The sequence below is a fragment of the Mesorhizobium sp. ESP6-5 genome, assembly GCF_020164695.1.
Classification (GTDB): Bacteria; Pseudomonadota; Alphaproteobacteria; order Rhizobiales; family Rhizobiaceae; genus Mesorhizobium; species Mesorhizobium australicum.
Map to the genome: position 1 here is coordinate 146796 of NZ_JAIUGR010000009.1, position 21594 is coordinate 168389.

19 protein-coding genes are annotated in these 21594 nt (G+C 60.5%); 10 read left to right on the forward strand and 9 right to left on the reverse strand.

Annotation, left to right across the window (positions count from 1 at the left end):
* Positions 1–844: 844 nt before the first annotated feature.
* Both LB524_RS16750 and LB524_RS16755 read left to right on the forward strand, forming a co-directional pair.
* The gene (locus tag LB524_RS16750; RefSeq protein ID WP_224528392.1) at positions 845–1378 is read left to right on the forward strand and encodes a sigma-70 family RNA polymerase sigma factor; all 534 of its coding nucleotides are present in this window, start codon (positions 845–847) and stop codon (positions 1376–1378) included.
* The gene (locus tag LB524_RS16755) at positions 1365–2150 is read left to right on the forward strand and encodes an anti-sigma factor family protein (RefSeq protein WP_140792077.1); all 786 of its coding nucleotides are present in this window, start codon (positions 1365–1367) and stop codon (positions 2148–2150) included. The genes LB524_RS16750 and LB524_RS16755 overlap by 14 nt, the downstream gene beginning before the upstream one ends.
* Before the next feature lie 301 nt (positions 2151–2451).
* Here LB524_RS16755 and LB524_RS16760 read toward each other — a convergent pair whose 3' ends face one another.
* Positions 2452–2661, reverse strand: a complete 210-nt coding sequence (locus tag LB524_RS16760) for a helix-turn-helix domain-containing protein (RefSeq protein ID WP_224528394.1) — start codon at positions 2659–2661, stop codon at positions 2452–2454.
* Between the two features lie 1066 nt (positions 2662–3727).
* Between LB524_RS16760 and LB524_RS16765 the strand changes: the two genes are divergently transcribed.
* The 3 genes from LB524_RS16765 to LB524_RS16775 all read left to right on the forward strand — a co-directional run bounded on the left by LB524_RS16765 (position 3728) and on the right by LB524_RS16775 (position 5736).
* Positions 3728–4204 (forward strand): Hsp20 family protein, encoded by a 477-nt coding sequence (locus LB524_RS16765; RefSeq protein WP_224528397.1) that lies wholly within the window; start codon positions 3728–3730, stop codon positions 4202–4204.
* Between the two features lie 87 nt (positions 4205–4291).
* Complete coding sequence (locus LB524_RS16770; protein ID WP_224528400.1) at positions 4292–4801, forward strand: Hsp20/alpha crystallin family protein; 510 nt, start codon at positions 4292–4294, stop codon at positions 4799–4801.
* A gap of 74 nt (positions 4802–4875) precedes the next feature.
* Positions 4876–5736 carry an NADH dehydrogenase ubiquinone Fe-S protein 4 gene (locus tag LB524_RS16775; RefSeq protein ID WP_224528402.1) on the forward strand — a complete coding sequence of 287 codons (861 nt, stop codon included), beginning with the start codon at positions 4876–4878 and terminating at the stop codon, positions 5734–5736.
* A gap of 1929 nt (positions 5737–7665) precedes the next feature.
* On the opposite strand, the gene LB524_RS29090 is transcribed toward LB524_RS16775, so the two are convergent.
* Both LB524_RS29090 and LB524_RS16785 read right to left on the reverse strand, forming a co-directional pair.
* Positions 7666–7989, reverse strand: coding sequence for an ArsR/SmtB family transcription factor (locus LB524_RS29090; RefSeq protein WP_224528404.1), 324 nt, complete (start codon positions 7987–7989; stop codon positions 7666–7668).
* A 313-nt stretch (positions 7990–8302) separates the two neighbouring features.
* Positions 8303–8407, reverse strand: a complete 105-nt coding sequence (locus tag LB524_RS16785) for a putative RiPP precursor (protein WP_224528406.1) — start codon at positions 8405–8407, stop codon at positions 8303–8305.
* A gap of 209 nt (positions 8408–8616) precedes the next feature.
* On the opposite strand from LB524_RS16785, the gene LB524_RS16790 reads away from it, so the two are divergent.
* Entirely contained in the window at positions 8617–9351 is a 735-nt protein-coding gene (locus LB524_RS16790) for a Crp/Fnr family transcriptional regulator (protein ID WP_140793774.1), read from the forward strand.
* A 468-nt stretch (positions 9352–9819) separates the two neighbouring features.
* On the opposite strand, the gene LB524_RS16795 is transcribed toward LB524_RS16790, so the two are convergent.
* Complete coding sequence (locus LB524_RS16795; RefSeq protein WP_224528408.1) at positions 9820–10317, reverse strand: response regulator; 498 nt, start codon at positions 10315–10317, stop codon at positions 9820–9822.
* Positions 10307–12991, reverse strand: coding sequence for a PAS domain S-box protein (locus LB524_RS16800; RefSeq protein ID WP_140793776.1), 2685 nt, complete (start codon positions 12989–12991; stop codon positions 10307–10309). The genes LB524_RS16795 and LB524_RS16800 overlap by 11 nt, the downstream gene beginning before the upstream one ends.
* Before the next feature lie 417 nt (positions 12992–13408).
* Between LB524_RS16800 and LB524_RS16805 the strand changes: the two genes are divergently transcribed.
* On the forward strand, positions 13409–13615 hold the full coding sequence (locus LB524_RS16805; protein WP_140793778.1) for a hypothetical protein: 207 nt from the start codon (positions 13409–13411) through the stop codon (positions 13613–13615).
* Between the two features lie 5 nt (positions 13616–13620).
* On the opposite strand, the gene LB524_RS16810 is transcribed toward LB524_RS16805, so the two are convergent.
* The 4 genes from LB524_RS16810 to LB524_RS16825 form a co-directional block, all read right to left on the reverse strand.
* Positions 13621–13761, reverse strand: coding sequence for a hypothetical protein (locus tag LB524_RS16810; protein WP_181171522.1), 141 nt, complete (start codon positions 13759–13761; stop codon positions 13621–13623).
* Positions 13762–15112: 1351 nt separating this feature from the next.
* Positions 15113–16318 carry an ROK family transcriptional regulator gene (locus LB524_RS16815; RefSeq protein WP_140793780.1) on the reverse strand — a complete coding sequence of 402 codons (1206 nt, stop codon included), beginning with the start codon at positions 16316–16318 and terminating at the stop codon, positions 15113–15115.
* 140 nt (positions 16319–16458) lie between these two features.
* Positions 16459–17481 (reverse strand): SIS domain-containing protein, encoded by a 1023-nt coding sequence (locus LB524_RS16820; protein ID WP_224528411.1) that lies wholly within the window; start codon positions 17479–17481, stop codon positions 16459–16461.
* Positions 17478–18413, reverse strand: coding sequence for a BadF/BadG/BcrA/BcrD ATPase family protein (locus LB524_RS16825; RefSeq protein WP_224528413.1), 936 nt, complete (start codon positions 18411–18413; stop codon positions 17478–17480). Before LB524_RS16825 ends, LB524_RS16820 begins: the two co-directional genes overlap by 4 nt.
* Before the next feature lie 137 nt (positions 18414–18550).
* On the opposite strand from LB524_RS16825, the gene LB524_RS16830 reads away from it, so the two are divergent.
* From LB524_RS16830 to LB524_RS16840, 3 genes are read left to right on the forward strand one after another with little or no spacing between them, the layout of a single operon-like run.
* Entirely contained in the window at positions 18551–19801 is a 1251-nt protein-coding gene (locus LB524_RS16830; protein ID WP_140793785.1) for an extracellular solute-binding protein, read from the forward strand.
* Position 19802: 1 nt separating this feature from the next.
* On the forward strand, positions 19803–20738 hold the full coding sequence (locus LB524_RS16835; RefSeq protein ID WP_140793787.1) for a carbohydrate ABC transporter permease: 936 nt from the start codon (positions 19803–19805) through the stop codon (positions 20736–20738).
* The gene (locus tag LB524_RS16840; RefSeq protein WP_140793789.1) at positions 20735–21583 is read left to right on the forward strand and encodes a carbohydrate ABC transporter permease; all 849 of its coding nucleotides are present in this window, start codon (positions 20735–20737) and stop codon (positions 21581–21583) included. Before LB524_RS16835 ends, LB524_RS16840 begins: the two co-directional genes overlap by 4 nt.
* The last annotated feature ends 11 nt before the right edge of the window (positions 21584–21594 follow it).

Sequence of the window (21594 nt, forward strand, 5' to 3'; positions counted from 1 at the left end):
CATGTCAGCAGGCTCACTCTCACCATCTTGAACGGGAAGGCATGAGAGAGATTTTCAAAACTGCTATCGTGATCACGTTGGTCGCGCTCGCAGTTGTCCTACTTTTGCTGGCAGCAAGAGGTTTTCGCACCGGTCCGTCCGATCCGATTGTTAGTTCCGGTCATTCTCGCTTGCCTCTTGCAGACATCGGCCTTGGTTTGCCCGCAGCCTCAGATAGAGCGGCCTGAGCTGGTGATCATCCAGCTTGGCGGCACCCATTCACTCCCGATGCCAAGCACGACGCTTGAAGGTGTCGGGGCGTTAATCTCTTTAACGCCCGCGCCGATCTCTTCGTCCCCCGAGAAGGAGATACAGCTGTGATCCGTCTCGGCATGGGCGGGCAAAAATCCGGCGGCCTTGGAATAGTTTCCGGTGCTGTCCGGTATATTCCAAGACAGGCAAGCTAGTCGCCCCTCGCCTGTCAGGCCCAGCAGGCCCTCCTTGGTTGTCCTTTCACTGCTGGGCCTCCCTCGTCGAAAGGATCATCCACTGTCTGGCGCCAGGAATGACACGGCCGGCCACGAAGTAGCGGATTGCAGCGCTCGGACCTTGCGCAGCCTTTATGTTGCGGAATCCGCTAGGTGTGCCACTGGCGCCAAAAACTGTAGATGGGCTGGCAACTCTGGCGAGCCAGATGAATGTCAGTCGCGATTATCTCATTGAGAGAGCGAGTGGCTGGAAACACGGTTGATGGATCCAGTCCCAGGCGACGATTTGATCCCATCGGCAGGATCAGACCGGCAGCCAAGCAAATTGTAGTCGAGTGGGTTGGAATAGTTTCGGCTCCCAGTCAGTATATAGGGCCATGAAGGTGAACTTCGACGTCACTCCACACTTGGAGGACCTGTGGCGCTACAGCAGGGTGCTCACAAAAAATGACACCGACGCGGATGACCTGGTGCAGGAGGCGCTTGTTCGGGCACTCGGGTTGTCGCGCACCTACGACGCGTCGCGCCCGCTTATGCCGTGGTTGATCACGATCGTGCGGAACACATTTTTCACCAGCGCTGTCCGAGCTGATGCTGAGCGCCGTCGCTTGGCCGCTTATGCCCAACAATGCGACCCGTTGCTGATGCCATCACAAGAACACTGCGCGGAGCTCTCCAACGTTCAACGGGCGCTAGAGGGAGTACCGTCTGACCAAGCCGAAGTGCTTCATTTGGTCGCCGTCTTAGGCTTCACCTATTCGGATGCTGCCGCGGTGCTTGGGGTTCCCGTGGGAACAGTGATGTCTCGTCTGAGCCGCGGCCGGACTGCCCTGAAACTCAATATGGAAAAGACGAACGACGCCGCACGTGCTCAATTGAAGATAGTGGGAGGCCGTGATGTGGCCAAGTGACCGAATTTCCGAAGAGGAGATAAACCGGTTTCTTGACGGCGAGCTGTTGCCGTCCCGGAGGTCTGAACTCCAGGCGCGTCTTGCCCGCGAGCCCGAAGCAGCGGCGGAGGTATTCGCACAAGCACAGCGCATGGAAGCGTTGCGCAATCTACAGCCCCAGCGCCTGTTTCCCCCTCGAGCAAGCCTGGACAGGGCCCGGGAGTTGGAGAACGCCTTCCGACGAAGGAAAGTATTTGCCGTGTTCAAATTGCAGCTGGCTGCGGCGGCGCTGGTCTTCTTGGGCTGGTCAGCCAATTCGTTGACCGAGCCGCTTCGCCAAGGCGGTCAAAAGGCGGATGAAACTTTCATTCTCGCCGCGCGGGACGCCTTACGGGTCGCCCAGCTCAATGCCGGCCCTGAGAAGGGCAGCGAGCCGAAGCAGGATAAGATCGAACGGCTGATCGGAGCGGTAAACATAAGCATGCCCGCTCTTCCGACTGTTTGGCAGGTGAAGGACGTTCAGGTTCAACCCTGGAACGGGAAGCAGAGCCTGGTTGTGACGGCTGATACCCCAAGCGTCGGCCGCATTACGCTGGTGGCAGTTCCCATGAACGGGGAAGACGCCGTCCCCCCAACTCCGGCCACTGACGGTCGAGTGCCCACCGTGTACTGGCAGTCAGGTGGCACGGCATATGCGCTGATGGGTTCTGCCACGCCGGATCGCCTAGAGAAGGAAGCAAAGGAAATCGAAGTGGCTAGCCGCAGGAATGTCGCCCCCAAGGTCAGAGGTTAAGCTGCTGATCGGCCGTAGCAGGGACGAACGGATGGCTCAGGAGCACGGAATTGAGGGCTTTGGAAGCTCGGCAGTAGGTGACTGAAAACTGGAATTTGCGAGCGGAATCGGCTTGATTTTCGCAGGACACAAACTTGCGGTCGACGTGAGGCCTTGCAAAATTCAGCGCATCGGTTGGGCGCCAATGAATACGGTTACTGCGGCGTTGCAGCTCTAAGCCTTTTCGATCGAGGAAGTGCGAACGCGCGAGCACTTCCTTAGCGGTCCGGCGTTCCGCGGGGTTTATGCCGGACCGCTCACGTTAGATGGCGCATCGGAACGCGATTTCACCGATCTGCAGATCGCTGGCGTCGAGAAGCGATTTCGCATCGTGCACACGCAGAGCTAGATAGGCGGCCATGGGGCTTGCGCCCAACTCTATGCCGAAGAGACGCTCCAGCTGGCGCCCGGAGCAATTCAATCTGGCCGCCATCTCGGTGACCGACACCTTCTCCTGGAGGTTGCGGTCCATCAAAAGGAAGGCCGCTTGACCGCGCGGCTTGAAGCTTCGGGAAACAGGTCCCCTACGGGCTTACATTCGAGATGCAGCCGGGCCGGGGGGCACGAAGGAAACATGGCGAAACACGGACTGTCAGCACTCGATGCGGATATTCTGAGGACGACCTTCCAAAAATCGGTCTTGGAAGAAGGCATCCCGGAGAGCAAGTGGCGAAAATACGCTGAGGAACTTGTCCGGGTATATACCGGCTCCCCGATCGTAGATCCTCGGTTGGTGGACTTGATCGTAAGCAAATAGCACAGGGAGAGCCTCTGTGCTTACGGCCGGTCTTGCCGGGCACCGCGGCACCACCGCGCCGCCTTCCAAATGGCCAACAATGTGAAGGCCGGGCGGACGTCCATCCAGACCATGAGTTTGGCGCTACCTGGCTCTCGCTCGACGGGGTGCGGAACTTGAGCTCCGACATCACCAACCTCAGTTGTCTCGTTCACGACAGCGGCTGTGAACTGGCTGGCTTCAGCGCCTGCTCCAGCCTTCACACACGCTTCCTCAATTGCTTCCCTTCCGTCTGTGAAAAGGCAGGCGGCACCCGGCCGGGGAGCTGGGCAAACTTCCTAGCCGACGTGCAGCTGGCTGTCGGCCACAACGTTCTGGGGCGGAAGCGGATGCTCTAGCCGTCCGGCCCGGTTCCTCTCGGCGTCCAGAAGTTGCTCCTAGGTTATCAGGCCGTTCAAAAATAGCTTGAGCAGGTGGGACGCGATGCGCTGGGCCTGCTGCTTGAGTACGGCAGCGGGCGAGTCCTGGTCTGCTCATCGCAGAGTGCTGATCTCAATCGGGCGTCGCCGAGGGGCAGGTCCGATCTTTATGTCAGTCGCTGAAGTCTGGCTGGTGAAGACGTGCCAAGACATCAGCACCCAGTCGAGTTCCGGTTAAAGGCATAGTAAGACGCCGGCCTCTTGAACAGCCAATCCAGTGAACTAAATCATGACCGCCGGCGCCATCGGGGCCGGTATGCCGGCCGGAGAGCATCCGGTGGCAGAAGACCTTGTATCCATATTGCTCAAAGGAGGATGTGGCTATGAGAACCACTCTCGACTTTTCTCCCCTATTCCGGTCGAGCATCGGCTTCGACCGAGTGCTGGACGCGCTGGAGGCTGCAAGCCGCGTCGAAACTATCGACAACTGGCCTCCCTATGACACCGTCAAGACTGGCGAGCACGACTACCGCATCACCATGGCGGTGGCCGGTTTTTCGCAGGACGATCTGACCATCACCCAGGAGCAGAACATGCTCATGGTGTCCGGTCAAAAGGCTGGCGACGACACCGGCCAGTATCTGCATCGCGGTGTGACCGAGCGTCCTTTCCAGCGCCGCTTCGAGTTGGCCGACCATGTGAAGGTCATAGGCGCAAGCCTAGTCAATGGCCTGCTGGCGATCGATCTCAAGCGCGAGACTCCCGAGGAAATGAAGCCCCGCAAGATCGAGATTGCGGCCGGCGAGGCGCTGCCCAAGGTCGAGACGAAGCAGATCGAGGCCGATAAGCAGGCCGCCTGAAGCCGCTCCCACAGCGCCAATTGGGCACGGCGTCGGGCAATCCCCGGCGCTGGCGGGAACAAACGAACAAACAGAAGGAGAAGAACAATGAATGTCCGTGATCTGATCCCCTGGAACCGCGGCAACGGCAACCAGGTTCCAACTGTGTTCCGCGATAGCGAGCGCGACCCATTCCTGTCCCTGCATCGCGAGGTGAACCGGCTGTTCGACGACGTCTTTCGCGGCTTCGGCTCGAACCTTCCCTCTTTCAACACTCCTTCCGCCTTCAGCGGCGGTTGGCCGAGCGTCGAGATTTCCGACAGTGAGAAGGAGATCAAGGTGACAGCCGAGATACCTGGCCTCGAAGAGAAGGACATCGAAGTTCTGCTCGACGACGGTGTGCTGACGTTGAAGGGTGAAAAACACTCCGAGACGGAGGACAAGGACCGGCAGTTCTCCGAGCGTTTCTATGGCCACTTCGAGCGGCGCATCCCACTCGGCTACGAGGTCAAGGACGACAAGGTCGACGCGCGCTTCAGCAATGGTGTGCTGACCGTGACCTTGCCCAAGAGCGAGAGGGCGCAGTCGCAGGTCAAGCGCATCGCCATCAAGAGCTAACGCATGGCAGGCGCCGGCGGCGGGCCAGCTGCCGCCGCCGGCAGCATCCTTCGCCAGACAGGGAGGGATGAACAATGGAGATGACGAGACAGGTCGACAGATCAACCAGAATGCCAGACCCGCAGGGGTGGCCGTCGAACGACAACCTGCACAAGCCCCTTTCGATGGGGCGCTCGCTCTTCACAGACGATGCGGTCGCGCGCATCTACAAGCCGTCGCGCGCGGTGACCACGTTCGGCAAGGCCCGCTCGAAGGGCTGGCGCCTCGTTTTCGAGCGACGCACAGCGCCGTTCATCGAGCCGCTGATGGGCTATACGAGCGGCGACGACACGCTGGCCCAGGTCGAGCTTGGCTTTCCGACATTGGAATCGGCCATCCGCTACGCCGAGCGGCAGGGCCTGACCTATGTCGTCCAGACGCCGACCGCGCTGGTCGGCAAGGGCCGTTGCCTGCGGCTCGATGAGATGCCTGCACAGGCCGGGAGTTCTACGCGCGCTTCCTCAGATGCTGTGCTTGAGCGGCTCGGACTTGCCGTCCTTCAGGAGAGCTACGGGCGCGCCCTCGACAGTGCCGCCAATCGCAACGATCCCTCCGGATCGGATGGCTGGACATCGCCTATGGACCTGGTCCGCGATCTGACGCTGCCGCTGGAGGCGAAGCGCTCGATCCTGATGAACTGGGTCTTGACGGAGTACCTGATCGACCAGGCGACCAATGAGGGCATGCCTGAAAACAGTCGGCCGTCGCGTCTCGATGAGGTCGAGCAGGCGCTGCTCGCGCTCGAACGCGAGGTTGCCGCCAACCGGGATGGTTCAGGCAAGAGAGCCTCGCTCTCAGTGCGACGGCAAATGGCTGATCGGCGTGGCGACGCCGTCCTATGCCGCCTTCCGCTTTCCCACGACAATGCGCCTCCGCGTCTCAGCCGACGCAAATGAGGTCGAAAGCCGTCGCTGAATCGGAGCCCTTCAACGGCCGCTATTTGATCCTCGACCTCCGATAGCGGACCGTCCGGAGACCGCCCATTTCAGCCATCCTCGAACTCGGTACTGCTGATCCCGATCGCCTTGGCGTCGGCGAAAAGCTTCTGAATAGCCTCCGAGACCGAGATCACGTTTGGACTGGCTGCTCAGCCGCTTGTCGAGAAGTTTGACGCGGCGAGTGCTCATGCCGCCCTCACCCGACGGAACATAAGCGAAGGTTCGCTTCCCGCCTCTTATTTCGGTGACACGCAGCCAGTTTTCTTCCTAATGCCTCAATGTGACCGGCTGGCCGAGGTGTGCTTCTGCCGCTTTGAATGGCACCTGGGCCATGACCACCTGCGAAGACACAACGACCCGCCGGCCATAATCTCAACTCGATACTCCGACCCTCACGTCCGCGATTGTTACCCAACCGCGATTCAATTAGTTATAGCTAATTAGCTCTAGACCTTTGCATGGTATGTTGCAGCCCGCATGGAGAGGCCCATCTGACCAGGCGGCGGCTCGGTGGTTTGATCTCGCAGGGCAAAACCACCGAGCCTAACTGGCAAAACCGTAGCCAGCTTATCTGAAATTAGCATCGTGGCCATTGACCCGGGTCATTCAAACGGACGAACAAAGAAGACAACGCGACGTCAGGTTCCAGTGTCGCGCGCAGCGGCACCCAACCTGAAAATTTCAAGCTTCTCGCTGTACGAGAGCCGTACCCTTTCGCCGCATCGTTTGCAGGTGAACGTCGTTACGGACTTGACCCAGGAGCCTTTCCTTACCAGTGGGGTTTTGCAGCTCGGACACTGAAAAGTCAGGTGTTCGTCAAGCAGCTGATTGGATAGAGCCATTTTCATCTTCTCCCAAGATGAAATGGCCGTGCAAGGCTGGTGCCAGGACATGCGTATTAGAACGACACATTGGCAGCGGATGGGGGTTCTTGGTCAGTGTCAATGCGACGTTGGACGCTCTCGCCCATCGAAGCTGACCGCCATGGCCCTACCAGTTGCGAATTTCACGATAGCAGCCGTAAGGGCCTCGTCGGTATCGGCGCAACCAGGCGCGCGTGCGCGAAGCTCCTGGATGGTTTCCCCGATAGAGATCACATCCCCTTGGCGACAGTCGGGACGTACAGCTCGTATAAGCTCTTGAGTGGTGAATCCAGGCGGAAGTATGCGCTTCAAACTGCCCATCGGGACCCATCGCTGACAAACAGAAGAAGACGGGATAATACCCCGAATCTTGGCTGCAGCGAGTCCGACTGAAGTCCCAGCAATGAGTTGACGGCGTGACCATCATTCTGTCTTGTCAGCGCGCGGCGGACCTGTAGGTCGCCTGGCCGACGCGGTAGCTCTCAGGCACTGCGTCGGCCGACTTCACTCCCCTTGCTACCGGCGCCGGACCGTCTTTGAAGAGCCGCCTGCAACCTTGCAGCGGCCAAAAGAGGCGCATGTCAACCGGGAATGATGATCAGCGCAGGACGGCTAACCACCCAGTCCGCCGCCAGCCACAAGCCGCCCGCCATAAAGACAAGCTCCACGATTGCAACCACGAGGATTCGCATGCGACGCCTCCGTCCAGTTGTGGATCACAATAGCACTTCGACGTGTTTTGCCCAAATTGCCCGCCGCCCCATTCACGGCAGCGGCGGGCGTCCCTGGGGATGAGTAAAAGGGACTGCCTGGGCGTTGGTGACCCAAGCTGAGATAGACGCTGCAATTTCGGTGCCAATGAAACTGTGCCGCTATGAAACGAAAAGCCGCCGCGTGGCCTCCCGCGATGGGCTTCTTTAGTGGATGCATCCTGTAAGGAATCGACCACTTAACCTCCGCTACCGGACAAGTTCCCGCGCACAAAAAGCTCGCCGGCCGGAGCCAACAGGCTTTGGTCATCGCATTATCCCTGGCGCCACGAAGATGATCCCTTTCCCGACCGTCTTCCCATCGGAAGTTTGTCCCTGTCAGCGATGTCGCTGAGAGCGCGCACAAGCATCCTCGCCTCGTTCGAAACACAGGAATAGCAGCGCTGGCTACCTTGGTTGCGGGCTTGGACGATACCCAGCTTGGCCATACCGCTCAAATGCCGTGAAAGGGCGGTCCGTGACCCACCAATCAGTGCCACCAGGTCGGAAACGGATCGCTCCCCCTCAACCAGGTAGATGACGATCAGCAGCCGTTTGCGGAAACCTAAGGCTGCAAACAGCTCCGAAGCAAGGGACATCTGTTTTAGCCTAAGCCGCCGCCTGACGCGGGAACGCCTCCGAAGCGAAGGATCAGCTTTGATTTCAGCGAGACGCTGTCTCACGTAGGTACTCAAGTCCACCTCGCCGCGCTAAACACACCAAAGCCCGCCACTGAGGGGACGGTGGCGGGCTTTGTTTGAAAGCTGTCGAGCAACTTTCCGGCGCTCCTGTCCGGGGGGTGTCGAGGGACGCCGGGGAGTGAACCTGGCCAGATAGAATTGGTTCCCGCCGCAAGCAAAAAAGCCCGCCGGCCTGAGCCAGCGGGCGGGTGGTGAAAGGCAGATGTTTCAGTTAGTCGATCGGGCCTGTAACGGTAATCGACGAAGAAGTCAGGGCCGTAATAGCGGACAAACGTTCATGCTTGGTCAGAGCAGGCTTCTCATAGGTTTTCTTCATGGTGGTGCTCCTCGCTTACCTCGAACCCAAAATGCGTTGCGGCAGCGAGATTTGTCAATCGCCCGTCGTGAGATCACCAGTTTTGCGTCGACCCTCGTTTTTGCATTCGCAGCACAGGGGGTATACGGTGGCCTATCGGCCGCCGTTTTCGCCGGATGCGTCCGACCGTGAGAGAGAACCATGCTCTTGCCCGAAATGGGAAGAGAGCTATGCCGCAATCCACTTTTCGCAATCATATCTTGAAGGCACTAACGCCCGCGGACTTCGCGCTGGTGCGGCCTTCATTGCACCGTGTCATTCTCGGCATCAAGACGCCGTTGGTGGTGGCCAATGAGCCCATCAAACTTGTCTATTTTCCAGAGGCGGGTGTTGCTTCCGTGGTCGCCACGCTGGCCGGCGGACATCAAAGCGAAGTCGGCGTCATCGGACGCGAGGGCATGACTGGTCTTGCACTGGCGCTCGGCCAAGACAGGTCGCCAGACCAAACTTTTATCCAAATCGCCAGCAACGGATCGTGCCTGTCAGCAACAATGCTCCGCACGGCACTGGCCGAAAGTTCGAGCCTCCGCGATACCGTGTTGAGATATGCTCACGCTTTCATGATTCAGTCGTCACGCACATCGCTCGTAAACAGCCGCTCGAACATCGAAGAGCGATTGGCGCGTTGGCTGCTGATGGCTCATGACCGCGTTGATTCCAATAGGATCGAACTGACCCATGAATTCTTGGCTATGATGCTTGGAACCAGGCGCCCCGGCGTGACCACGGCAATGCAAATGCTGGAATATCGAGGCCTCATCAGCGCCAAACGTGGTGCGGTTGAGATCCTCGATCGCGCCGGATTGGTCATTGTGTCAAACGGTGCTTACGGCGAGGAAGAGCAGCGCCCATTCCGTAAATTACATGCCCAGCCACGCGAGAGTTCTGTCCCTGACGTTGCATGATAGGCCGCCAGCCTGCCCACGATACATGTCTTCCGCTCGACATTTGCATGCAGGACGGAACGCTGCGCCAGCCGATGGGCGCTTAAACGAGCTGTCTTCGCTTCACCGGCTCTGCGCTCCGCGTCGATGACCACGCGAGATTCGCGGTCGATCCGTACGTGCCTGAGCTTGTCTACCTGCGTGGCATCTTTGGCCCTAAAAAAGGTCGGTCGCGCCCCTCGGCAGAAACGCGGGGTGTTGAGGCCCGGACCTCAACCAGCGGCGAGCCTGGAGAGGCTGCCACCAAGCCCCAACCTCCGCCTCCGAAACTTTGAATGGAGCATTCTAAGGATCCGGAGGTCCGCACAGCAGGCGAATTGTTTCGGCACAGTGACCTCAGCCGTGCTGCCGAGGGGCGGATATTGCAGGGACCAAGCACTGACGTGGCGCGCTCGGCGCGTCCAACTGTTAATGACCTTCCCCCCGCGTTCAGCTCTCCTTCTCGAGCTCCTGAAAAGCATTTCGAATGGCTGCGACTAGCGTCGCAATCGAATAAGGCTTCTGCACCCATCCCAGCGGTCTGGCCGCTTCAGCTCGAAGCTTCACGTCGCGATCACCATGCGCCGTCGTAAAGATGCATCGTATGCCAAGATCGCGGTACAATTCCAGAGCGGCCTCGATGCCGTCCCGCTTGCCTAGCAAGCGGATATCCATGAGGGCAAGCACCGGCTTGGTCGAGAGCGCCATGCTTATCGCCTCATCGGCGCTGGTCGCGAGGCCTGCCAGCGAGAAGCCTTCGGCCAGCAGTCCGGCCTCTATGTCCAGCGCGATCAGATAATCGTCTTCGACGACCAAGATCACTTGGCTCCGAGTGGTTTCGGCCTGTCCGCCGCTCATATCATCCCGGGAGAACACCACCCGCGGCTTGAAGGATCGATTGACGTCCGCCGCGTGGCTCAACTCATGTATTGCTGCTTTAGCTGGCAAGGCCATTCTCCTGGGGCATCTGACGAAAGGTCACGGTGCATCTGGACGGGTGCCGGCTGACTTCGAAAGTCCCGCCGATCTGTCGCACCAAGCCTTCGACCAGTCGCAGGCCTGACGAAGAGGAGCGCACAGAATCCAATTCGAAGCCCGGGCCCTCATCCTCGACCACCAGGCCAATGCGTCGGCCGTTTTGCCTGATGGAAACGCGAATGGTTCCATGCCCATTTCCGGGCAAGCCATACTTCACGGCATTGATCAAAAGCTCGTTGATAGCGAGCGCCAGCGGCATCGCAATGTCGTTTGGCAGTTGGATCGGATCTGCCTGGCAGACCAATTGAACGGCTGGAGGGAACATCTGTTTTGCCGTCTCGCAAACAGCTCCCAGGAAAGGCTCAGCACCGAAGTTGATGGCATCGGGCGTGTCATAGAGGACCCGCTGAGCGGCAGCCATGGCGGCGACGCGCTTGCTGGCCTCATCCAGAACAATCCGAGCCTCCGAACTCTTGCTCGTCCTCGCGGCCACCGAAAGCAGGGACTTCAGCATCATCATGTTGTTCTTGACGCGATGATTGAGCTCGTCGAGCAAGATCCGTTGCTGGCTTTCGGCCTGCTTACGCTCGCTCACATCGACCAGCATGTTTATGGCGCCGGTGATGTTTCCAGCCGCATCGCGCATAGGAGTCGGATATGGGATGAAGGGAACCCGGGTACCATCCGGCCGCTCGGCCACCGCTTCATATCCCCGGATGGGCCGCCCCTCACGCAGTGAGACAGCCATCGGACATTGATCGTGGGGAAGCGGCGTCCCATCCGGCCAGTAAAGCTTCCATGTCACACACCATTCGTCGGTGCCAATCACGGGCGTTCGGCCGGCGAGTTGCACCGCCGCTTCATTGAAGTAGGTGATCTTCCCGTCGCGATCAGTGGTGTAGATCGCGGCAGGAATGGCGGCGAGCAGGTCTTGAAGGTGGCGCTCGCTGTCTCGTATCTTCGTTTCCGCTACCTTTCTTTCAGTTATGTCTCGGGCGATTTTGGAAGCTCCGACGGTACGGCCTGACGCATCCCGCACCGGCGATATTGTAAGAGAGATATCCACCAGCGTTCCGTCCTGGCGGCGGCGAACCGTTTCGAAATGATCCACGAGTTCGCCGTTGCGGATGCGACCCAATATCAGCGGCTCCTCATCCAGCCGATCCTCGGGAATGATAGTGGTGATGGGCTTGCCTACCATCTCCGCGGCCGTATAACCGAATAAGCGCTCGGCACCGCGGTTCCAGCTCGAGACGACGCCTCTGAGATCTTTGCTCACGATGGCGTCATGGGACGACTCCACGATTGCCGCCAGTCGCTGGGCCGAATCCTGTGTCCTCACACGCTCAATGCCGAACCCGAGCTGACGCGCGATTGTCCGAGCGACTTCAATCTCTTCAGCAGAGCAATCATGCGGCTCGTCGAAATAGGCCATGAACTTGCCCAACAGACGCCCGCCTTCGGTTATCGGAATGAAACAAACCGCGCCGATGCCTTCTGTTCGGATTGCGTGTCTCAAGGTGCTGGGGAGCTCTGCCTGTTCCACATCGCGGATGCAAATGGGCGGCGGGTCGTGGTCTGCTGCGGACCAGGGCGAATGGCCTTCCACGGCGCTTCGATACGCGTCCGACAAGCCGCGCCACGCGACAAACTTCATGATCCCGCCTTCCAAAAGCAGAATAGAAGCGCGCTGACATCTTAGACCGCGCTGGATCGCGCCGAGCGCAGCCTCGTAGACGTCTTCGCGGGTAAGGGCGTGCTGCAGCATTTCCGTCAATCGATGCAGCGCAGCCTGCTCCTCGGCCCTTTGAGCGAGTGTCGCCTCAATCGCTTTTCGCTCGCTGATATCGTGCTGCACCCGTACTGCGTAACGAAACCGTCCGCTGCTGTCGTAAACGCTGGAAGACGTCACGACTGCCCAGAAAAGCGATCCGTCCTTACGGACGAACCGCTTCTCGATTGTGTAGCTTTCGATCTCGCCGGCAACCTGCTGGAAATATTTCGCGCGATCCGCCTCGACGTCGGAAGGAAAGGTCCGATCGAAAATCGATCGACCAACAAGCTCCTCCTGCTTATAGCCCAAAAGACGGCACAGATGCCCGTTCACACGCAGCAGCCGACCTTCGGCGTCGGCTTCCACGATTCCCACACCAGCGCTGTGATAAGTCAGGGCAAGTCTCTGCTCCTGTTCGCGCAACAACTCTTCCGCTTCGACCTTTTCAGTCACGTCGATGGTGATGCAGCGCGTGTTGAGGAACCGACCGTCATCCGAACGCACGTTCGATGTTATCTCCACCCAACGGATGGAGCCGTCTCTGGCGCGCAGCCTCGCGCGATAATGTTGAAGGTGCTCATGCCGAGAGAGACGGTTCAAAATGTCGTCGATTGCGGTGGGATCGGCGTGAAATTCCCGGATGTTGCGGCCGATGTATTCCTCCGAGGCATAGCCGAGCAATTCCAGTTCGGCTCGATTGGCGCGCAAAATGGTGCCATCATGCCCCACCAGGTGGAGAGCAACGGCTGCATTCTCGAAGAAATCTTCCGTCTCGCTGCCGGGGAGCAGGACCGCACCTTGCCCTTCCACTTCCCGACGGCCCAAGGATTTCGCGCCAGAAATGCTGGAGGGCAAAGCTCGTTGTTCCATGAAAGCCTGAATTTCCCCTAAACGCACATCAACGCCCGATCTCAGAACAGGTTCCAACGGGCTGCACAATTAAATGTTGATGCTGGGAAGGCGTGAGCCGGTGCTGGGCTAGCAAATCCGGTAACTCGAAGATTTCGAGCCATTCGCCGCAGCCTTGCACATCACCGCGACCTGGCGCTTATCAGACCTATCCAGAAAGAAGCCCGTCAAAGATTTGGGTTTCCCGGCTTGGCTTCTGCCGAGAGGCCGCCCGCTCCAGAAACATGACGCAATAGAGCTGCGGAGCGGTAATATTCTTCTCGACGCTAATACATCCGCTACATATGTTATCCGTCGGGCAGCTGTCAGAGGAGACCTCCTAGGCACACGACTGCCGACCAAAGGGACGCACCAGTAATTTCGGGATGGAGGAAGGCCGTGGAAGACCACGCCGGCGCGGAGCCCAATGTAGCTGACTTCGTCATTCACAAGGTTCTGGACACGTTCGAATACTCCGACCGCGGCGCGGCGGTCACGATGGTCGATCCCCAGGGCGCACGCATGCGTCTCCACGTCACCATTGTCAGCGGGGAGTTGCTTTGCGAACAAATTGCCGAAGCGCTGGAGCAGCGATACGGGGAATAGAACGTCTACTTCCACAGCGCGACCATCCTGTCGATCGCGCTGGGAAAGCCGTTCAGCGCCAGGGCAAGCACCGTCTCCTTGCCTCCATCCGCGGCCCCCTTGACCTTGAGGCTGGTGCCGTCGCGGCAGGGTGGCCAAGGTCCCATCAAGACTCAGGTCGACGATGCAGCCGCCGGGCAGGCAGGTACGGAAGCGCAGCGGCGGCAGTGCCGGCCCGTCGAGTACGACAGCGTCCGGATGGAGTTCCTCCAATACCTTCTCTGCCCCAGCGCAACTTGCAGCCATGGCGACGTTGAAGCCCGCTTCGACCAGAAAGCCTCGACTTCAAGCCCGATCAGAGGTTCGTCCTCCAAGATGAGGATTGTCGGACGTTCGGCGGTCAGTCCTATACCTCTGACTAACCGCTGCTCCGTATGGATCAGTGGCTCTGTAGGCTGCCATAGCTAGAATGCGAGTCACGAGTTTGCCCGCCGACCGGAGCCAGCAGCGCGAAATTCGAGGGTGGTCGCGCTGTCGGCCGCATGGCACGGTGGGAGATGGGCGCGCCGTCAGAGCAGCAATCGAACTCTGCGGACCGGAGGCGGCTATCTCCGCGGCCTGTTGCGCACTGGAGGCGAATTTCGCCGGTCGAAATGTGGACTACCGCTTTTGGTGTCAAGTCTTCAGGGAACTCATCGCCAACGGGCCCAAGCGTCAAAACGCCGCCAGCCGCCAGCTGGCCTCTTCATAACAAGGCGGTTCCTTAGCCGGGCGGAGTGAGTATCAAAACCGACGGCGGGATCGCGGCCGCAACAGCCGACAAGCATTCACGCCTGGTCAGAACAGGCGTTTCATAGATTCGTTTCATGGCGGTGCCTCGGCATCTGTTTACCCAAAGCATCGGCGAGGCGGTTTCGCGGTGCAAGGTGCCACGCCACCGAGCCTAACTGACAACCGCCCAAAGCTTCGACAACACTAGCATTGTGGCTGTGGACTGGCGTCATTCGAACAGACGGCAGGGTTCACTGTGGAACCGCATTAAGCAACACCCGCGCGGCGCCCCGTTTTCTGCACGAGAAAATGCCGCAAGAGCCGGGAGGAGCGCATTCGCGTGCGGTTTTCAGCGCGTCTCTGCTTTGGCAGTTGTTGAGGGCGCGACGCGGCGCCTCGGGCGCGCCGATCGGCGGCAGTCTACTCAACGGCAGCCGCCTCAACATCAGATCGCCAACTGTCGAGCGCGAAGGCTCGACCGACAAGCTGATCAACGTGCTCGCGCACATAGGCTGTGAACTCCGCGCGCGTCATCACCTTGCGGGCATCACGCAGGCACCTAAACGCATGCCTGACAACTCCAGGGCTCGTCAGATTTCATCGCGATTGCATAGCTCTGCTTCTTTTTCCACGAGGCATCGAGCTTCTGCCGTTGTGGGCCCCGACGCGCAGCCGCTGCGGCCGCGTAGGGCACGGCGTCATCCCGCATCGAAGGCAGGCGCGCCCCGGGCCTGCCTTTCCTTCTTATCAAGTGTTCCTTGCTTCCGTCTGCAACTCGGACAGTGGCGGCAGCACGACAGCCGGATGCCGGCCTTCGCGCAGCATCAGTCCGAGGCTGTAGTCCATGGCCAGTTTCACCGCCCCCAGCGCGGTGCCGCCATCTTCAAGCGAACTGACGGCGATCCGTGTGGGCCATGCAAGTTCCGCCGCCACCCTTCCAACACTTTCCGTCATCAGCGGGTTTCGGCCGACCCCGCCGCCAAGCACGATCAATCCGGGATCAAGCATGCCGATGCAGCCGGCCGCCAGCCTGCCGATATCGGCGGCATGACGCTCGACGGCCACTATGGCCGGCCGTGACCCTTCAAGCGCGCGCGCGAACAGACCCTTGGCCGAATCCGGCGGCGCCCCCTCTCCGGAGGGCCAGTCGGCACGGCAACGCTCGATCAGCGCCCGTGAGCCGAGATAATGTTCGAGCCCCTCACGATAGGGCGTTTCGCTGGCTGACCACGGAAACGGCATGCGGCCAATTTCGCCGGCCGCACCGCCAGCGCCGCGAAACAAGCGTCCTTCGGTGATGAAGCCGAGCCCGATCCGTACGCCCACCTGCAGGAAGGCGAAGGTCCGGTGGCCCTGCGCGGCGCCAAAATGCATTTCGCCGATAGCCGCGCAGTTTACGTTGTTTTCCAGGATGATCGGCACCTCGATGCTACGGCGCAGCAGGTCAAGCACCGCGGACGGCCCACCAGGGCGGTCGAAACGATCATTGGATACAATGCGCGGCACCGCCACGGCGATGGCCCGCAGCGCGCGAAAACTCTTGCCGACCTTGGCCATCGTGGCATGCGCCACCGACAGGACGATGGCGCCGACCTCGTCGGCATCGCCGGCGTTGGCTTCCGGAATCGGTTCTTCCGCAGATGCCAGCTTCTGTGTGTCCATCGAATAGGCAACCGCCCGCACCTGGGCGGCGCCGACATCGATGCCAATCGCGTAGCCCGCTCCCGAGCCGATGCCGTAGATGGTCGCGGTGCGGCCAATGGCGCCGCGTTCCAGGCCGCGTGAGGCGACGAGACCGAGCGCGCTCAGCTCCGACACGGCTGCCGACATCGTCGGCTTCGACAGGTCGAGCATGGCACCGAGCTTCGGCCGCGTGACCGGCCCATGGGCGGCGAGCACGCGCAGCACGGCTCGGGCGCTGTCGGTCAGATTGGGGATTTCCGCAGCCGTCATCTCAGCCGTTCGACCTTTGCCCTGAAATCCTGTCTCCGGTCGGTGCAGCGAAAACGCCGCCAAGACTCAAAGTCGCATCCCATCCTCAATGCCCCATTGGTGGCCGGTTTGGCAATTTACACGACGTCCGCACAAGGATGTCAGACTTCCGTCGGCGACCACGGCTTCAGCTTGGTATCGGTCTGCCGGTAACGGAAAACGATGTCGGTCAGGCCGGCGGCGTCCTGCATATCGCCGACGACAAGCTGGATGGCGACGATCTCCAGAATGGCATCGGCGATTGTATTTCCAAGGGCCGGGATGGAAATCACCACCAGCCTATCGGCCGAAACGACGTCCATGCGCCGCGTGACCAGCACTGATGGGCAGCCGAAGCCGGCGACATCCTGCGCGATCTTCACCTCACGACCATCGCCGATGGCGATCAATCCGGTCGCCGTATCCTGCGATTCCATCGGTCCATGCAGATAGTTAAGCGTATCCCATCCGGACGCCGGCACGCGAACAGCCTCCCGGATCAGCATCGCCGCCTCGCCGGCATTGGCGAAGCTGACACCGGCGCCGACGATGTCTATGGATGTTCTGCCCTGCAGCAGGCGCGCCGCCTGACCGCCAGCATGTTCCGCACCGGAGAGGACGGTCGCGACCGCGCCGGGCAAACGCGTCCAGTCGAAGCTGTTGCCGGCAAGGCTGTCGATCAGCATGCCAAGCGCCAGCAAGGTCCCGGTATAGCCGGTCGAGCTGGCGCCATTGTCGTCGCCCGAATCCGTGGCAAGAACAGCGCCGGTCAAATCAGCCAGCGGATTGTGGCTGCCACGGCAGACTGCCACGCGGGGCGACGCGGATGCCTCGCGCATGACATCGAAAATTTCTCGGCTCTGCCCGGAGGCCGACAATGCTATAAAGGCATCGGCGGCAGCATCCGTGCGGCCATAGAGCTCTGTCGGCGTATAGGCGAAGGCCCTGATGCCGGAGGCGCGCAGATAAAGCGCGCCGGCCAGCGCCGCCTGGTAGCTGGCGCCGATGCCGGCAAGCCCGATCGTCTTGCCGGCAAAGGCTCGCAGATCGAGGCCGTCGAGTGCCGCGGCCACTGAGCGCCTGCCGATCTCGAGACTTTCCGTCTGGCGCGTCACCGCCGGGCGATAGCCAATACGCTTCATCATTCAAACAGCTCCAATGTGGGAGGACAGCCCTGGCCGACGAGCAGCCGCCGGGCCAAGGCGACCCCGCCGAGCACCGGCGGCTCGCGCAGCAGCACAATCTGGCTCGCCGGCGACACTTCCGCCATGGCCTCGACGAATGCCTTCATCAGCATCGGCTGCTCCGAGATGACACCGCCGCCAGCCACGACCAGAGCAGGATTGGCGCCGCGTTCGATCAACAGTTCGACAAGCGCGGCAAGTCCTGCCCCACCTTCCCTGATAACGCGGATGGCCAGAGCCGATCCTGCGATGGCCGCGTCGAACACGGCATTGGCATAGCGCCCCCAGACCGCGGCACCGCGCGTTTCGTTGAGCAGGATGCCGAGCTTGGTCTGGTCATCGGTATCGAGTTCGTGCATCAGTGCGGCAATCAGCGGGTCACCATCCTCGCCCCTGTCGAGGCTGTGGCGGACCGCCTTGGCGGCCTCGCGGACCAAAGCCGGCGCACTGCCCTCATCGCCGAGGATCCAGCCCCATCCGCCGGCCGCCAGCATCTTGCCTTGGGCCGTGCGCGCCACCGCGATGGAACCTGTGCCGGCGACGACGCCGATGCCGTCGGCATGGCCGGCGGCGGGCACCATCAGTTCGGCATCGTTGACCACCTGCACCGCGCCGCCGGTCCGGCTCGCCAGCAGCGCCTGGAAGCGCAGGCATTGTTCACCCGTGTCGCAGCCGTGCGCGCCGACTGCCAGCGCAACGGGCGCCACGCCACCGCACAACCCGAAGACGATGTTGGCGAGCCTCGTGGCATCGGTTTCCATCTGCCGAATACGCCAACTCTCCGTGACCAGCACCTCGTCGGCGATCGTGCGCTCGCCCAGGCACGCCATGATGCGCGTCTTGGTGCCGCCTATATCCACGCCTGCAATGATTTTCTGAGTCAAGAGATCCACCGCGCATGCCGGACAAAGCGGGTTGCAGCGTCCGATAACTTAGTTAGGAAACTTTACAAACTATCTTCCCAGACGGCAACAACTATGATTTGGTAATCGTCGTAAAAGCGCATCAAGCGCGATTGGGAGATTGCAACATGAGCAGGAGAAGGATTGGTCTGGCCCTCGCGGCCGCGTCTTTCGCATGGGGACTTACGGCAAGCGTGGCTCACGCTACCGACATCTCGTTCTGGACCTGGCGTCAGGAAGACAAGGCCGCCTACAACGAGCTTTTCACCGATTTCACCAAGGAGAATCCGGACATCCATGTGAACTTCGAGTCGTTCCCGGACGAGAATTATCCGACCATCGTCTCCACGGCGCTGGCCGCCGGCAAGGGTGGCGATGTCATCCATACCCACGCCTATGGCTGGCTCGAGCAGTTCGTGAAAGCAGGCTATTTCGAGCCGCAGGATCTGACCACGATTCCTTCACTCGCCAACCAGCCCGCCGATGCGCTGGTGGCCGGCACCTACCGCGCCGACAAGAAGGTCTATTCCCTGCCCTTTGCCTCGCAGACGCTCGGTCTGTTCATCAACAAGGACGTCTTCGCCAAGGCCGGACTGACCCCGCCGACCACGTGGGCCGAATTCATAACCGTCAGCAAGGCGCTGAAGGACAAGGGTATCTATCCCCTGGCCAACGGCATGGGGACAAGCTGGTTCAACGAGATGTTCGTCGCCATCTTCACCAACCCGTTCCTCGGCCAGGACTTTGTCACAGATCTGACGTCGGGCAAGACCACCTTCAAGGACCCACGCTACATCGCGGCACTCGGCAAGCTGCTCGAATTGCGCAACTACATGCCTCCCGGTTTTGAAGGCATCGACTACGACACCGCTGGCCAGCTGTTCATCAGCGGCAAGGCGGCGATGCTGGCCGGCGGCAGCTTCGACATCGCCAGCTACCGGACCCAGAACCCCGCCATCAACATGGACTTCGTCGCCCCGCCAATGGCCAAGGCCGGCGGTGTGCCGCAGGCGACCAAGTTCTTTGACGGCGGTTACGCCGTCAACGCCAAGTCGGCCAACAAGGAGGCCGCGCTCAAGCTGGTCAACTGGATGGGCACCAAGGAGTTCGGCGACAAGTTCTCGGCGTTGCTCGGCAACATCTCGCCGATCAAGGGCGTAGTGATTAAGGACGAGCTGCTCGCCCACATCGCCAAGTTGAACGAGACCGCCATGCCGCATATCAATGTCGTCTACTTCCGTTTCCAGAAGCCGACGGGATCGGAGCTGCTGCAGGGCGACATCACCAAGATGATGTCGGGTTCGATCACCCCGGACCAACTGGCCGCCGACCTGACCGACGGCCTCGCCAAATGGTACAAGCCTTTCCAGGGCAAGTGAGATGAGCAGTGGCCGGAGCCACACCACAAAAGCTTTTCCGTGGCGCCGGTCACTCTGGATCGCGTCACTGCTGACACCAGCCTTGGTGGTCATGGTGCTGTTCGTGCTGTGGCCGCTGCTCTCGGCCTTCCGGCTTGCCTTCTATGAGTTCAACGGCCTGCAGCCGACCGGATTCATCGGCTTCGAAAACTTCCGCAAGGTGCTGTTCGAACAGCCTTATAGCGGCTGGACCTACAACGCCCTGAAACACAACATCATCGCCTTCGTGGCCCTGATGGTGTTCGAGAACGGCACCGCCTTCCTGCTTGCCTACGCATTGCTGAAGGCGCTGCCCGGCCATCGCATCCACCAAGTCATCGTCTTTCTGCCTGTCGTCTTGTCGGCCGTCATCGTCGGCTTCCTGTGGAAACTGTTCCTGCATCCGCTGTTTGGTCTTGTGAACCAGACGCTGGCGCTTGTCGGCATCGGTGCCATCCCGTGGCTCGGCAATGAAAACACCGCGTTGGGCAGCATCCTGTTCGCCAATGTCTGGCACTGGCTCGGCTTCCCGACGCTGGTGTTGCTCGCCGGCATGCAGCGCATCGGCAAGGAGGTGATCGAGGCTGCCCGTCTCGATGGCGCCGGCGACTATGTGCTGATGACGCGCATCATCTGGCCGCTGATTGCGCCGAGCGTCACCATCGTCACCATCCTGACCTTCATCGGCAGCTTCAACTGGTTCGAAATCCCCTATGTCATGGCCGGCCTAACCGGGTCCCCCGGCGGCGCGACGGATGTGCTCGGCCTCTATTTCTACCGCACCGCCTTCGGCTCGACGACGACAGGCATTCAAGATTTCGGCCAGGGCAGCGCGCTGGCGGTGATGATGTTCGTCATCGTTGCCGGCGTTACCGCAATCGCGCTTCGCTATCTGCGCCGTCGCGAGATCGAACTGTGAGCGCAGCGGTCGGCACCAGGGAACCCGGCGAGCTGTTGAAGAACGGGGCCATCCAGCTGATGCTGGCGATCAATGCCCTGATCATGATCTATCCGCTGTTCGTAATGGTGATGTCATCCTTCAAGACCAATGCCGAGATCTTCTCGTCGCCCTTTGCCCTGCCGGCGCACTTTTCGCTGGCCAATGCCGAGCGTGTGTGGAGCGAAACCAATTTCGTCCGCTACCTCGCCAATTCCCTCGGCATCACCATGGCCGCCGTGGCCTTGGTCCTTCTGTTCAGCACCATGGCCGCCTATGCCATCGCCCGCTACCAGTTCAGGCTGAGCGCGCTGGTGCTGATGTTCTTCCTGAGCGGCATGACCGTGCCGCTGAAACTGGCCATCATTCCATTGTTCATCCAGTTGGATTCGCTTGGCCTGGTCGACAGCTATGCCGGCCTGGTGCTGGTCTATGTTGCCATGGGCATTCCCTCCGCGGTGTTCATCATGACCGGCTTTCTCAGGACCTTGCCTCGCGAACTGGAGGAGTCGGCGCGTATGGACGGTGCCAGCGAATTTCGCATCATGCGTTCGATCATGCTGCCGCTGGCGCGCCCGGCCCTGGTTATCGTTGCGATCCAGAATGCGGTGCCGATCTGGAACGATTTCTTCTTTCCGCTGGTGCTGATCACGTCCGACGATCTCAAGACGCTGCCGCAGGGCCTCACGGTCTTCGTCGGCGAATTCACCACCGACTGGGGCGTGCTGTTCACCGGGCTGACGCTGGCGGCCCTACCGATCACCTTGCTCTATGTCGTGCTGTCGAAGCAGTTCATCTCAGGCATCACGCAAGGTGCGGTGAAATAAGGCGCGGTGAA